Genomic DNA, 12367 nt, shown 5'->3' on the forward strand with positions numbered 1-12367 from the left:
CGGCACTGCCGAGCACCATTCCGAGGAGATTGATTGTCGTGAAACGACTTAACGCAGTAGTTGCAGCAGTCGCGGTAGCTGGCTTCGCCGGTCTGACAGCCGGTTGCTCAACGCATACCAGCGATTCCGATGGCTCTGGGGCGCCGGCTACGACGGCGAAGTCAGATATCACCGCACTTACTCCCTCCATGGTTGTCGGACGGAATTCATTTCCCGATCTGCCACGCGGAGAGTGGACAGCAGCGGAGGTGAAGGAAGCCAAAGGCGGCGCTGGCAGCGAAACGCTGAGCGCCGATGATTGCCGCCTGCTGTTCAAAGGGCCACTGTACAAACCGACCTCCCGGGTTGGGGCGAGTATGTCCGGGAGGGGAGAACGAGGAGGTGCAGAGATTTACAGCGTCGATATCGGAATCCCCAGTGAAGAAGCACCGGATTGGGTTGGGCTCGTTGACAAGTGCAGTGCCCTCGCTGTGGTGAGCAACGGGCATGGGGGTGATTTCAAGATGGAGCCAGGAAACATCGAGGGGCTGCCTTCATGGGCAACAAGCTATCTGGCAACCGATCCGGGTGGAACGGGGTGGATACGCGCCATCATCGGCAATGCTGGGCATGGTGGCGATCGCGACGGCCGGTTGCGGTGGTGATCCGACCCGCAGCGCGCCGGACCTGACGCCGGAATCCTCGATCGCCCAACGGGTGACCACGTCCGCTACGACGTCCAACACGACGCCGTCGTTCCAGACGCCCGACTACGGCATCGAACCCACCGATACCGCGTCACCGCAGACCGGCTGCCCGCTGTCCGATGCAGCGGCCGATGTCCACGTGCGCGTCCCGGACGGATTCACCGCGGCGTCGCGGGCGGGCACCGCCCGGCTCACCATGTCCGGGCCCGGCGAACTGACCGCGGCCGTCGAGGTCCGCTCGGCCGATCCCGGCCCGAGGACCGCTTTCAGCCGGTACATCTCCGAACGAATCGGCGTTTCGCAGGACCAGGTGGTCAGCGTGCTGCCCGGCCCGATGTGCGGATACAGCGGGCAGCGGATCGGCGGCCTGCTCGACGGTGACGACTTCGCCGACCGGATCGTGCACGTCGGAACCGGATCCGGCGACTTCCTGCTCGTTGTCGCTCTCCAGGGGCCTTCGGGCGCAGGCGATTTCGGCGCCACCCGCAGCGCGCTGTTGGCCGATTTCGGCGTCAGGCTGCCCTGACCCCTGGTGACCCGACGTCGCGCGGGGTAGCCTGCGCAGATCGCCCGCCCGCGGCGTGATCCCCATCGAGGAGAGGCGCACCGCCGTGGCCGCTGAATTCGCCGGCAAGATCGCACTCGACATCCGCGACTCCGAACCGGACTGGCCGGCGTATGCGGCGCCGACCGCGCCCGAGGGCGCGCCGAACGTCCTCTACCTGGTGTGGGACGACACCGGCATCGCCACCTGGGACTGCTTCGGCGGGCTGGTCGAGATGCCGAACATGACCCGCATCGCCGACGCCGGGGTGCGGCTGACCCAGTTCCACACCACCGCCCTGTGCTCACCGACCCGCGCGGCGCTGCTGACCGGACGCAACCCCACCACCGTCGGGATGGCCACCATCGAGGAGTTCACCGAGGGCTTCCCCAACAGCAACGGCCGCATCCCGGCCGAGACGGCCCTGCTCTCGGAGGTGCTCGCCGAACGCGGCTGGAGCACCTACGCCGTCGGGAAATGGCACCTGACCCCGCTGGACGAATCCAACCTGGCCGCCACCCGCCGACACTGGCCCTGCTCGCGCGGATTCGACCGGTTCTACGGCTTCATGGGTGGCGAAACCGACCAGTGGTACCCGGAACTCGTCTACGACAACCATCCCGTCGACCCACCGGCCACCCCGGAACAGGGCTATCACCTGTCCAAGGACCTGGCTGAGCGGACAATCGAATTCATCCGCGATGCCAAGGTCATCGCGCCGGACAAGCCGTGGTTCTCCTACCTGTGCCCGGGCGCCGGGCACGCGCCGCACCACGTGTTCCGCGAGTGGGCCGACCGCTACGCCGGGCGGTTCGACATGGGCTACGAGGCCTACCGGGACATCGTGCTGGCCAACCAGAAACGCCTCGGCATCGTGCCGCCGGAGACCGAACTGTCCCCGATGAACCCCTACGCCGACGTCACCGGCCCGCAGGGACAGCCCTGGCCGCCGCTGGACACCGTGCGGCCCTGGGATTCACTCTCGCCCGACGAGCAGCGGCTGTTCGCCCGGATGGCCGAGGTGTTCGCCGGGTTCCTGTCCTACACCGACGACCAGATCGGCCGGATCCTGGACTACCTGGAGGAATCCGGCCAGCTCGACAACACCATCATCGTCGTCATCTCCGACAACGGGGCCAGCGGCGAGGGCGGGCCCAACGGCTCGGTCAACGAGGTGAAGTTCTTCAACGGCTACATCGACACGGTCGCCGAAAGCCTGCGCTACTACGACGAACTCGGCGGCCCGTCGACCTACGGGCACTATCCGATCGGCTGGGCGATGGCGTTCAACACGCCCTACAAGCTGTTCAAACGCTACGCCTCGCACGAGGGCGGCATCGCCGACACCGCCATCATCTCCTGGCCGGCGGGCATCGGTGCGGCCGGCCAGCTCCGGGACCACTACATCAACGTCGCCGACGTGACCCCGACGATCTACGACCTGCTCGGCATCGTACCGCCGGCCACCGTTCGGGGTATCCCGCAGAAACCACTGGACGGGGTGAGTTTCGCTGCTGCACTGCGTGATCCGAATCTGCCCACCGGCAAGGACACCCAGTTCTATACCATGCTCGGCACCCGAGGAATCTGGCACCGCGGCTGGTTCGCCAGCACCGTGCACGCCGCCACCCCCAGCGGCTGGGGACATTTCGACGACGACCGTTGGGAGCTGTTCCACATCGACACCGACCGCAGCCAGTGTCACGACCTGGCCGGCGCGGAGCCGGAGAAGCTCGCCGAACTGCAGGCGCTGTGGTTCGCGGAAGCGGAGAAGTACAACGGCCTGCCGCTGGCGGACCTCAGCATCGCCGAGATCTTCACCAGGCCGCGGCCCGGCGCGGGCACCGACCGCACCAGCTTCACCTTCTACCCGGGTACCGCCGACGTCGGGCTGGGGGCGGACCCGCAGCTGCGCGGGCAGTCTTTCTCGGTGCTCGCCGACGTCGAGGTGCAGACCGATCCCGACGGCGTGATCTTCAAACACGGTTGTGGACACGGGGGATACGCCCTGTACGTCACCGACGGCCGGTTGTCCTTCGTCTACAACTTCATGGGCACCGACGAGCAGGCGGTGACCGCGGACACCACGGTGCCAGCGGGGCGGCACGTGCTCGGGGTCCGCTACGAGCGCACCGGCACCGTCGAGGGCAGCCACACCCCGGTGGGGGTGCTGTCGCTCTATGTCGACGATGCCGTCGTGGGCACCCGCGCCGATGTGCGCACCCACCCGGGCACCTTCGGCCTGGGTGGGGTCTCGGCATCGGTGGGCCGCAACTCCGGGCAGGCGGTGTCGAAGGCGTTCGCCGCGCCCTTCCCGTTCGCCGGCGGGACCATCGCCAAGGTCGTCGTCGATGTGTCCGGGACGGCCTACCTGGACGCCGAGGCCGAACTTGCCGCCGCGTTCGCCCGGGACTGAGCGGGATCAGTAGTAGTAGCCGCCCCAGAAGCCGGTGTCACCGTTGTCGCAGTTGACGTTGATGTCCCAGGGCCGATTCAGCGGCACACCCGGGATGAACAGGCCGCCCTGACCCGCGGCGTTCTGGTAGACCCGGTTGGTGTACCAGTCCGAGGTGTAGGTGCACCAGGTGCCGCCGCTGCCGCCGTCCCAGCCGACCCAGATCCCGCCGACGTGCTGCACCGGATACAGCGTCAAGGTGTTGGCGTGCGCGATGCCGGCGCCGGCGAGCGCGGCGGGCATCGCCCCCGCCGCCGCCAGCGTCGCGAGCGCCTTCTTCAAGTGAACTGCCATGGTCGCCTCCCGGTGCCCGCGGCTACCGGTTGGCGACCGCTGTGGGCACAGTTCAGCAAATCAGGGGGGAGCCGGACAACGCGTTGTCCCGCTGGCCGGAACGGCGTTCGCGTGGAGTCAGTACCAGAAGCCGGGCACGTGGCCGGTGTCGCCGTTGTCGCATTTGACGTCGATCAGTGACACCCGGTTCAGCGGGATTGAGGTGACGAACACCCCGCCGGTCCCGGTGGCGTTCTGATAGGCCCGCGAACTGAACCAGTCCGAACTGGCCGTGCACCACGTCGCACCGCTGCCGGCCGTCCAGCCGATCCAGATGCCGTCGCCGGTGATCTGCGGCACCGGCGTGACGTTCAGGCCGGCGGCGTGTGCCGTGCCGGCACCGGCGAGCAGGCCCGGTACGGCCGCCGCGGCGGCCACAGCGGTGACGATCTTTGTGACGGTGGTCCCCATGATCCCTCCAGGTTAGTGCCTCGACCGTAAACCGTGGCACCCACCCGGGGCAGGGAAATTCCGGCATTCGGCCACTCGCGCCGGCTATCCGCAGGATTGGTCGCCCACCGGGGTGAGGCCGCCGGAGAAGTGGACCGTGCCGGTCTTGGTGTTCGCGGCGATGTTGGAGTTTGCCGAGCACTCCAGGGTCAAGCCGACCAGTCCGGGGCTGTTCGCCGACACCTTGAGCACCGGTGCGCCCTTGGGTTTGACGGTCTTGGTCCAGGTCCAGCCCGCGATCACCGCGATGTTGTTGTCGGTGATCAGCTGATCGTTGTCACCGAGGTAGCTGATATTGATGCTGGAGACCGGAAGTCCGGTCGCCTTCAGCGTGTAGGTGACCGATTGGTCCACCGGTGGGTCGGCGGGCTTGTCGACGGGTACCAACTGCCCCTGAGGCAGGTTCGTCTCGATGTTCGGCAGCTTGGCTACGACGTTGGGCTGTGCAGCGGCCTGCTTGAAGTCCGTGCTGAGCACAACGGTCTCGTAGTCCATGTCCTGGTTGTCATCGCGCCAGAAGGAGATGCCGACGGTCGTGTAGGTGCAATCCCGGATGACGGCGCTGGCGTGGTCGATGAGCTGATCGGTCGTCGGGTCCTCGCGGTCGTCGACCGCGGCGCGTGCGATGGCCGCATCCACCGTGACTCCGAGCTCGGCGAAGCCCTTGGCGGGGTCGTTGAAGTACGTGGTCCCGGCGGCGTCCGGGCTGTTCACTTTGCTCGCAACTTGGTCGGCCACCGGGTCCCAGTGCAGCGGGGCGCATCCCGCGTTGGAACGGACGGCGGTGACCCGGGCGATCATCCGCTCCATGGGGGTTCCGGCCAGGGCGTTGGGTGCGCAGGTGAGGCCGACGGCGATCACCCCGAGTCCGGCCAGGGTCTGGGGGATCGCGGAACTGACGCGGCGGGTCATGACATCTCCTCACATCGGCGGGTTTGGGGTGAATGAACCACCACCGGCCGCCGGAGGAAAGTCGTCGTTCCGCTGTGCGGAACCCGGCCTCGCGGACCTCTCGGCAGCCGGTCCCGCCTACGCTGGGTCGGTGCTGACCGAACTCGTCGCGTTGCCCGGCGGCACATTCGCCATGGGCGCCGACGGGTTCTACCCGGAGGAGACCCCGGTGCACACCGTCACCGTCGGACCGGTATCGGTCGAGCGGCACCCGGTGACCAACGCGCAGTTCGCCGAATTCGTCGCCGCCACCGGCTACCTCACCGTCGCCGAACGCCCGATGGACTCGGCGGCCTATCCCGGGGTCGCCGCCGAGGACCTGGCGCCCGGCGCGCTGGTGTTCAGCCCGACCTCCGGCCCGGTCAACCTCGCCGACTGGCGCCAGTGGTGGGACTGGGCGCCCGGCGCCAGCTGGAAACACCCGTTCGGGCCGGACAGTTCGGTGGCCGACCGGGGCGACCATCCCGTCGTGCAGGTGTCCTATGTCGACGCGGTCGCCTACGCAGCATGGGCGGGTCGGCGGCTGCCGACGGAAGCCGAGTGGGAGTACGCGGCCCGGGCCGGGTCGTCGTCGACGTATTCGTGGGGTCCCGACGCCGCGCCGGGTGGGCGGTTGATGGCCAACACCTGGCAGGGCGCCTTCCCGCACCGCAACGACGGCGCGCTCGGTTGGGCCGGCACCTCGCCGGTGGGGGCGTTCCCGCCCAACGACTTCGGGCTCGTCGACATGATCGGCAACGTGTGGGAGTGGACGACGACGATCTTCGCCGGCCGGCACCGGCTGAGGGAGGCCAAGGGGTGCTGCACGCCGAGCCGCGGGCCCGTCGACCCGGACCCCACCGTCAGCCAGGTGCTCAAGGGCGGATCGCATCTGTGCGCGCCGGAGTACTGTCACCGCTACCGGCCCGCCGCCCGGTCCCCCCAGTCGCAGGACAGCGCCACCACCCACATCGGGTTCCGGTGTGTGCGCTGACATCATGTCCGGTCGGACACCTCCCGGGCCACGTGCCCGGCGATGCGCGCGTAGGAATCCTCGGTGACGGCGGTCGCCGAGCTCATGATGTTGTACCCGTGGTCGACGTCCTCCACCTCGTGGTAGGCCGCCAGCACGCCGGCGGCGCCGAGCTTCAAGGCGTAGCAACGGGCCTCGTCGCGCAGTCGGTCGTGTTCGGCGGTGACCACGAGTGCAGGTGCAATGCCGGCGATCTCATCTGCGTTGTCGCCCCACGCCGGCGACGCTAAACGGTCGCGACGTTGCGCGGCATCGGGAATGTAGGCCGTGTCGAAGAGATCGCCCATCCACGGTTTGAGGACCGCCCGGGATCCTATGGTCGACGGCTTGTCTCGGGTCGGCGTCACCAGGTCCAGCGGTGCGTAGTGCAGCACCTGCAGCGCGATGCGGGGCCCGCCCAGTTCGAGGGCGAGCCGGGCGGCCGCAGCGCTCAGATTGCCGCCCGCGCTCTGCCCGCCGACGCACAGCCGCGACCCGTCCCACGCCCGGTCGCAGCTCGCCGCCCAGCACACCACGTCGTAGATCTGTTGTGGCGCATCGGGAAAGCGATGCTGCGGTGCCAGGACATAATCAGGATTGAGGACCGCCACGCCCGCGCGGGCCGCCAGATACCGGCACCACGGGTCATCCTGTTCCGGGTGCCCGACGACGAATCCGCCGCCGTGGACGTTGACGTAGACGGCTGGGCGGTCGACGCCCGCGGCGGGCAGGTAGACCGTCGCCGGGATCGGGCCGAATCGCGTCGGGATCACCAGGTGCTCAATGCGCCCGGTGATATCAGGGAACCTGACCGCGGGCTTCGGCGCCGTTCTGGCGGTGGCCGCGAGCAGCCGGGAAAGGGCGTCGGCGACGCGTTGGTTCGTCATGATCGACGTTGCTCTCCTTCATCGAGCGTGGCTTCAGATGGCGGCCCAGCCGCCGTCGACACTGAGGACGGCGCCGTGGATATTGGCGGCCCGCGGCCCGGCGAGGAAGACCACCGCGTCGGCCACTTCGCCGGGGGTGCTCATCCGGCGCGAGGGCAGCCGGTGCAGTACCGGGGCGAGGTAGTCGGCGTACTCCTGCTGACGCTCGGTGGCGATCGGCCCCGGGGCGACGGTGTTGACCCGCACGCCGTGCGGGCCGAACTCGTCGGCCCAGGAGGTCGTGAGGGAGTGCAGGGCGGCCTTGTTGGCGCAGTATAGAGCGCCGATCCGGCGGCGCCGCGCAACCCGGTGATCGACCCGATGTTGACGATCGCACCGCCGCCGGCCTCGGCCATCGCCGGTGCGATCGCCCCGGTGAGTAGGAACGGGGCAAACACGTTGACACCGAACGCATCCCGGAGCAGTTCCGCGGACACCTCGGCGGTCGGGGTGGGCATGAGCAGGAGTGCGGCGTTGTTCACCAGGATATCGAGCCGGCCGCCGGCTGCCTCGGCGGACAGTTCGGCGAACCGCCGGATCTCCGGCTCGCCCGCGGACAGGTCGACCGCGACGAACGCCGCGGTGCCACCGGATGCCCTGATCTCGTCAACGACGGCGTTGCCGCGTTCGGCGCTTCGGCCGCTGACGATCACCGACACATTGTCCGCGGCGAGCGCTTTGGCGATGGCGGCGCCGAGTCCTCCGGTGGATCCGGTCACCAGGGCGGTGCGATTGTTGTTCATCTGTACTCCAATGTCTTTCGTGATCCGGGTCAGGACAGGGTGGCGACGTCGACGACGGCCGAGGCGAACTGTGCCGGGGCCTCCTGTGGCACGTTGTGCCCTATACCGTCGAGGACGCGGTGGCGGTGGGGCCCGGTGTAGAGGGAGCGGTACCCGGCGCCATCGTGTGCGCCGGGTTGGCGGGGAGTTTCGGGAGTCCCGGGGAGCTGTGGCACGCGGTCGCGACCGGGGTTGCCGCGACGGCGCCCGCGGCCAGCGCGGCGAGCCTGCCGAATCCCCGGCGGCTGAGCCGGCTCTGGGTCGCGGGAGTGGTGGTGTGCATGGAGCCCATGACACCCGCCCAAAACCATCGTGTCCAACGATTACTTTGAATAGGTTTCATCGTTAAAATCGATGATTGTGGAGCTGCGCCAGGTCGAGCATTTCGTCGCGGTCGCCGATGAGCTGAGCTTCACCCGGGCCGCCGAGCGGATCCGGGTGGTGCAGTCGGCGCTGTCGTCGTCGATCGCCAAGCTCGAGCGCGAACTCGGCGCCGCGTTGTTTGACCGGAGCAGGCAACGGATCACCCTCACCGCCGCGGGAGAGAGCTTCCGGCCGCACGCGCTGCGGCTGCTCCACACCGCTCGGGAGGCGTCGGAGTCGGTCATCGCGTTCCGCGGAATGCTTTCCGGAACAATCGAATTCGGCTCGCTGATCGCCTTCGGCCCGCTGGATGTGCCGAAGGCGCTGGGGGAGTTCCACCGGGAGCACCCGTTCGTCCGCCTGCGGCTACGGCTCAGCCAGGCCGGGGCGTCGGCATATCTGGCCGCGCTGATGGAGGGATCATTGGATCTCGCCCTGGTCTCCGAGCCGAACCGGTTCCCGCCGCAGCTGCACCTGCGGAAGCTCTTTGCGGATCCCATGGTCTTCGTCTGCCGTCCGGATCATCCGCGTGCGATGCAAGATCGGGTGAGCCTGAGGGAGCTGGCGGCAGAGGAGCTCGTCGGATTCCCGCGCGGGTTTGGGCTGCGCGGGCTGATCGACGATGCGTTCCACGCCGCCGGAATGCAGGCGAATACGCCCTACGAGGTGCCGGCCGGCTACGGCGCCATCGCCGAGCTGGTGGACAACGGGCTGGGCACCGCGTTCATGCCGATCTCCGAGGCCGGTCGGTTTCCGGCGCTGTGTGCGGTACGGCTGGCCGAGCCGGTGCTCTGGCGGGTCTATCTGGCGTCGCCGCCACCGGAACGGATGACACCGGCGGCAAGGGAGTTGGCGGACGGCCTGTGGAGTCTCCGGGTTCCGTAGCGAGATCCGACTGCCGGCGAAGCGCCCGGCGCTCCTGCGGTGTGGTGGCGCCCCAGATTCCGTAGGGCTCGTCGGCAGCGACGGCGTAGTCGCGGCAGTGCTGCAATACCGGGCAACCCCGGCAGATCTTCTTAGCGTTTTCCTCGTGGGCGTCGCGGCGATGGCCCTTGTCGGATTCTGCGGTGAAGAACACCTCGGCGGGCACGCCGCGGCACTCCGCGCGCAGTTGCCACGCCCAGTGCTCGGCCAGCGGGGGCAGTGGCAGGCGCACGCTCACCGGTGGTCTCCGTCTTCGCCGCTGGACACCAGATCATCGGTGGTGCAGTCGGTTTCGCTCCAGCCCTCGAAGGGATCGCCGTAGTCGGACCACTCCCCGGGGTTGTCCATCTCCGCGTCGGTCAGCAGTGCGCAGCTCAGCGCGGCGAAGATCTCGTCGGGATCCGCGCCGCAGACCAGCGCGGTCAGCGCTGTGTGCCGGTCGCCGTGGACCCGGTCCCATCCGACGTCGGCCAGCGCGCGACGCTCCGGGGCGACGTAGGCGAGTTCGGAGGTGTCCATGGCGGCGAGCCATTTGCCGGCCGAGGTCGCCCGCCAGCCGCCACCTGCGGTCTCCAGCCACATCGCCTCGATGATGTTGTTGGCCAGCCACATCCGGCCGCGGGTGCGCACCACCCCCTCCAGCAGTAGGCCGAGCGCGGCGTCGAGCCGGCCGGGGTGGAACGGGCGCCGGGCGTAGAACTCGACCAGCGACACCCGGCCGGCGGGTTCCAGTGGAGGCTGACCGTCGAGCAGCGGATCGTGCGGACAGCTGCTGCGACCCCGGCGGGCGCCCGACGGGAGACTGGCCACCGCTACCTCGACGGCCCGTGCGTCGTCGATGATCTCGGCCCTGGGGGAGAGGCGGCGCAGCACCGCGGGAAGCTCGGGATCGGCCGTGCGGCACAGCAGTACGTCGGCGAACTCGGCCTGGCCGACCACCACCTGGGCGACGGTGCGGCCGTCGGCCAGGTCGTCGTCGCCGAGCGCCTGCTGTAACCAGGTGAATTCCTCGACGCAGGTGATGACGGCGGTGATGGCGACATCGCGTGCCGCCGGCCCGTCGACGAAGCCGGGTGCGCTGACCCGGACGTGGCGGACGGCCCAGCAGATCGGCTCGGGCTCCAGCCAGGGCGCCAGGTGCACGACGATGCGGGTGACGTCGTCGCGCTGGTGCAGCCGGCGCAACAGGATCAGCAGGTCGTTGCGGATGGTGCACGACGTGCAGCCGTGCGCGAGTTCGAGTGCGGTCTCGGTGACAGTGGGCACGCCGTGGTCGACGGTGTGGGTGCTGCGCAGGACGACATGGCCGTCGTAGCGGTGCCGCACGGCCAGCGTTCCCGACCGGCGGAGCAATTCGTCGACGATCCCTTCGGTGTCACCCTGTCCGGCGACGAGGATCACGGGGGTGCGCATCGGCCTCCTTGGCGCTCAGCTAGCGTCACAGCTATTGGTAATGATTTTCATTAACGCGTGCTTGAGGGTACAGTCCCGAGTGGAGCTTGTCGAAAATGATTTTCAATAAGCCGCCCGCGGGGCGGCAGCGTGAAGGAGGTGGCGGCTTGTCCGCGCACTGCCAGGTCACCGGGCGCAAGCCCGGTTTCGGTAACACGGTGTCTCACTCACACCGCCGCACCCGTCGGCGCTGGGACCCGAACATCCAGACCAAGACTTACTTCCTGCCTTCGGAGGGCCGGCGGGTGAAACTGCGGGTCAGCGCCAAGGGCATCAAGGTCATCGATCGGGACGGCATCGAAGCCGTGGTGGCCCGGCTGCGCCGCGACGGGCAGCGGATCTGATGGCTCGCGCCACCGACATCCGGCCCGTGGTGAAACTGCGCTCCACCGCCGGCACCGGCTACACCTACGTCACCCGCAAGAACCGCCGCAACGACCCCGACCGGCTGGTGCTGCGCAAATACGACCCGATCGTGCGCCGGCACGTCGACTTCCGCGAGGAGCGCTGAATGGCCAAGAAATCCAAGATCGTCAAGAACGAACAGCGCGCGCTGATCGTCGCCCGCTACGCCGAACGCCGCGCCGAGCTCAAGGAGATCATCCGCAAGCCGTCGAGCTCGGCCGAACAGCGACTGGCCGCCCAGCAGGAACTGGCCCGCCAGCCGCGCGACGCCAGCGCGGTGCGGCTGCGCAACCGCGACGCGGTCGACGGCCGTCCCCGCGGCCATCTGCGCAAATTCGGGTTGTCCCGGGTCCGGGTGCGCGAACTCGCCCACAACGGGCAGCTGCCCGGCGTCCGGAAAGCGAGCTGGTGATGGCCGCAAAACGCCGTGATAACCGTCCCGAACTGGACAAGCGCAAGCCCAGGCGAAACCTGTTGAAACAGTTGGGCATTACCCAGGTCGACTACAAGGACACCGCGACGCTGCGGCAGTTCATCTCCGACCGCGGCAAGATCCGCTCTCGCGCGGTCACCGGCCTATCGGTGCAGCAGCAGCGCCAGGTGGCGACCGCGATCAAGAACGCCCGGGAGATGGCCTTGTTGCCCTACGGCCCCGCGGCCCCGCGCGGCTGACCGCTACCTCGCCCACGGGTGGCATGCTGAAAGACCCGACGGGAAGGCAGCCGATGAGCACCGTGGACCTGGACCGGCTGGCCGTCGCGCTGGACGAGTACCAGCAGGCGTTCCTGGTGACCGTCGGCGACGACCATCGCCCGCATTCAGTGCTTGTCGATCCGGTGCTGACCGGCGGGGTCTTCGACCTCGGCCCTTTTGGTGGCCACACGGCGACCAATATCACCGCCCATTCGATCGTCACCATCCTGTGGCCGCCGCGCGAGCCGGGCGGGTATGCGCTGATGGTCGATGGTCGGGCGTCGCCAACCACTCCAGGAACCCTGCGGGTGACACCGACCAGGGCGCTGCTGCACCGGCGGGCCAAGCCGGGATCGGCGGTCGCCGAATTGGGGTGTCTGCACGACTGCGTGGTGTTCGAGGCATGAGGACC

The 12367-nt window shown here is 68.7% G+C and carries 16 protein-coding genes and 3 pseudogenes; 10 read left to right on the forward strand and 9 right to left on the reverse strand.

The window, feature by feature from the left end:
• The first annotated feature begins 248 nt into the window (after nt 1-248).
• The 3 genes from G6N16_RS06670 (at nt 249) to G6N16_RS06680 (ending at nt 3646) form a co-directional block, all read left to right on the forward strand.
• A complete protein-coding gene (locus tag G6N16_RS06670; RefSeq protein WP_133052937.1) occupies nt 249-644 on the forward strand; it encodes a hypothetical protein in 396 nt (131 codons plus the stop codon).
• On the forward strand, nt 613-1212 hold the full coding sequence (locus tag G6N16_RS06675) for a hypothetical protein (protein WP_163787806.1): 600 nt from the start codon (nt 613-615) through the stop codon (nt 1210-1212). The genes G6N16_RS06670 and G6N16_RS06675 overlap by 32 nt, the downstream gene beginning before the upstream one ends.
• Before the next feature lie 85 nt (nt 1213-1297).
• A complete protein-coding gene (locus G6N16_RS06680; protein WP_083031351.1) occupies nt 1298-3646 on the forward strand; it encodes an arylsulfatase in 2349 nt (782 codons plus the stop codon).
• Between the two features lie 6 nt (nt 3647-3652).
• On the opposite strand, the gene G6N16_RS06685 is transcribed toward G6N16_RS06680, so the two are convergent.
• From G6N16_RS06685 to G6N16_RS06695, 3 genes are all read right to left on the reverse strand, one after another.
• Entirely contained in the window at nt 3653-3979 is a 327-nt protein-coding gene (locus tag G6N16_RS06685) for a hypothetical protein (protein WP_083031321.1), read from the reverse strand.
• Nucleotides 3980-4096: 117 nt separating this feature from the next.
• Nucleotides 4097-4429 carry a hypothetical protein gene (locus G6N16_RS06690; RefSeq protein ID WP_083031320.1) on the reverse strand — a complete coding sequence of 111 codons (333 nt, stop codon included), beginning with the start codon at nt 4427-4429 and terminating at the stop codon, nt 4097-4099.
• An 84-nt stretch (nt 4430-4513) separates the two neighbouring features.
• The gene (locus G6N16_RS06695; RefSeq protein WP_083031319.1) at nt 4514-5380 is read right to left on the reverse strand and encodes a spore germination YkwD domain-containing protein; all 867 of its coding nucleotides are present in this window, start codon (nt 5378-5380) and stop codon (nt 4514-4516) included.
• Between the two features lie 130 nt (nt 5381-5510).
• Between G6N16_RS06695 and G6N16_RS06700 the strand changes: the two genes are divergently transcribed.
• Nucleotides 5511-6392: a formylglycine-generating enzyme family protein gene (locus G6N16_RS06700; RefSeq protein WP_083031318.1), complete on the forward strand. Its 882-nt coding sequence runs from the start codon at nt 5511-5513 to the stop codon at nt 6390-6392.
• A gap of 2 nt (nt 6393-6394) precedes the next feature.
• Here G6N16_RS06700 and G6N16_RS06705 read toward each other — a convergent pair whose 3' ends face one another.
• The 4 genes and pseudogenes from G6N16_RS06705 to G6N16_RS06715 form a co-directional block, all read right to left on the reverse strand.
• Entirely contained in the window at nt 6395-7297 is a 903-nt protein-coding gene (locus tag G6N16_RS06705; protein ID WP_083031317.1) for an alpha/beta hydrolase, read from the reverse strand.
• A gap of 33 nt (nt 7298-7330) precedes the next feature.
• Nucleotides 7331-8079 (reverse strand): annotated as a pseudogene (locus G6N16_RS06710) (SDR family NAD(P)-dependent oxidoreductase).
• A 29-nt stretch (nt 8080-8108) separates the two neighbouring features.
• Nucleotides 8109-8243, reverse strand: a pseudogene (locus G6N16_RS21730) (alpha/beta hydrolase); the annotation flags it as partial.
• Entirely contained in the window at nt 8180-8401 is a 222-nt protein-coding gene (locus tag G6N16_RS06715; protein WP_163787807.1) for a hypothetical protein, read from the reverse strand. The pseudogene G6N16_RS21730 and the gene G6N16_RS06715, both read right to left, overlap by 64 nt.
• Nucleotides 8402-8478: 77 nt before the next feature.
• On the opposite strand from G6N16_RS06715, the gene G6N16_RS06720 reads away from it, so the two are divergent.
• Nucleotides 8479-9366, forward strand: a complete 888-nt coding sequence (locus tag G6N16_RS06720; RefSeq protein WP_083031350.1) for a LysR family transcriptional regulator — start codon at nt 8479-8481, stop codon at nt 9364-9366.
• Nucleotides 9367-9397: 31 nt separating this feature from the next.
• Here G6N16_RS06720 and G6N16_RS21940 read toward each other — a convergent pair.
• Nucleotides 9398-9643: pseudogene (locus G6N16_RS21940) on the reverse strand (WhiB family transcriptional regulator); the annotation flags it as partial.
• Nucleotides 9640-10818: a ribosome hibernation factor-recruiting GTPase MRF gene (gene mrf, locus G6N16_RS06730; RefSeq protein WP_083031315.1), complete on the reverse strand. Its 1179-nt coding sequence runs from the start codon at nt 10816-10818 to the stop codon at nt 9640-9642. The gene mrf and the pseudogene G6N16_RS21940, both read right to left, overlap by 4 nt.
• Before the next feature lie 146 nt (nt 10819-10964).
• On the opposite strand from mrf, the gene rpmB reads away from it, so the two are divergent.
• From rpmB to G6N16_RS06755, 5 genes are read left to right on the forward strand one after another with little or no spacing between them, the layout of a single operon-like run.
• Nucleotides 10965-11201, forward strand: coding sequence for a 50S ribosomal protein L28 (gene rpmB, locus G6N16_RS06735; RefSeq protein WP_083031313.1), 237 nt, complete (start codon nt 10965-10967; stop codon nt 11199-11201).
• Nucleotides 11201-11368 (forward strand): 50S ribosomal protein L33, encoded by a 168-nt coding sequence (rpmG, locus tag G6N16_RS06740; RefSeq protein WP_083031312.1) that lies wholly within the window; start codon nt 11201-11203, stop codon nt 11366-11368. The genes rpmB and rpmG overlap by 1 nt, the downstream gene beginning before the upstream one ends.
• Nucleotides 11369-11674, forward strand: coding sequence for a 30S ribosomal protein S14 (gene rpsN / locus G6N16_RS06745; RefSeq protein ID WP_083031310.1), 306 nt, complete (start codon nt 11369-11371; stop codon nt 11672-11674).
• Nucleotides 11674-11934, forward strand: a complete 261-nt coding sequence (rpsR, locus tag G6N16_RS06750; RefSeq protein WP_083031309.1) for a 30S ribosomal protein S18 — start codon at nt 11674-11676, stop codon at nt 11932-11934. The genes rpsN and rpsR overlap by 1 nt, the downstream gene beginning before the upstream one ends.
• Nucleotides 11935-11987: 53 nt before the next feature.
• Entirely contained in the window at nt 11988-12362 is a 375-nt protein-coding gene (locus tag G6N16_RS06755) for a pyridoxamine 5'-phosphate oxidase family protein (protein ID WP_083031307.1), read from the forward strand.
• Nucleotides 12363-12367 lie beyond the last annotated feature (5 nt).

The sequence above is a fragment of the Mycolicibacterium insubricum genome (genome assembly GCF_010731615.1).
GTDB lineage: Bacteria > Actinomycetota > Actinomycetes > Mycobacteriales > Mycobacteriaceae > Mycobacterium > Mycobacterium insubricum.

Excerpts from the sequence above, each read along its gene's own strand:
- G6N16_RS06685 (WP_083031321.1), bottom strand. The coding sequence starts at position 3,979 with ATGGCAGTTCACTTGAAGAAGGCGCTCGCGACGCTGGCGGCGGCGGGG.
- G6N16_RS06690 (WP_083031320.1), bottom strand. The coding sequence starts at position 4,429 with ATGGGGACCACCGTCACAAAGATCGTCACCGCTGTGGCCGCCGCGGCG.
- G6N16_RS06695 (WP_083031319.1), bottom strand. The coding sequence starts at position 5,380 with ATGACCCGCCGCGTCAGTTCCGCGATCCCCCAGACCCTGGCCGGACTC.
- G6N16_RS06705 (WP_083031317.1), bottom strand. The coding sequence starts at position 7,297 with ATGACGAACCAACGCGTCGCCGACGCCCTTTCCCGGCTGCTCGCGGCC.
- G6N16_RS06715 (WP_163787807.1), bottom strand. The coding sequence starts at position 8,401 with ATGCACACCACCACTCCCGCGACCCAGAGCCGGCTCAGCCGCCGGGGA.
- mrf (WP_083031315.1), bottom strand. The coding sequence starts at position 10,818 with ATGCGCACCCCCGTGATCCTCGTCGCCGGACAGGGTGACACCGAAGGG.
- rpmG (WP_083031312.1), top strand. The coding sequence starts at position 11,201 with ATGGCTCGCGCCACCGACATCCGGCCCGTGGTGAAACTGCGCTCCACC.
- rpsN (WP_083031310.1), top strand. The coding sequence starts at position 11,369 with ATGGCCAAGAAATCCAAGATCGTCAAGAACGAACAGCGCGCGCTGATC.
- rpsR (WP_083031309.1), top strand. The coding sequence starts at position 11,674 with ATGGCCGCAAAACGCCGTGATAACCGTCCCGAACTGGACAAGCGCAAG.
- G6N16_RS06755 (WP_083031307.1), top strand. The coding sequence starts at position 11,988 with ATGAGCACCGTGGACCTGGACCGGCTGGCCGTCGCGCTGGACGAGTAC.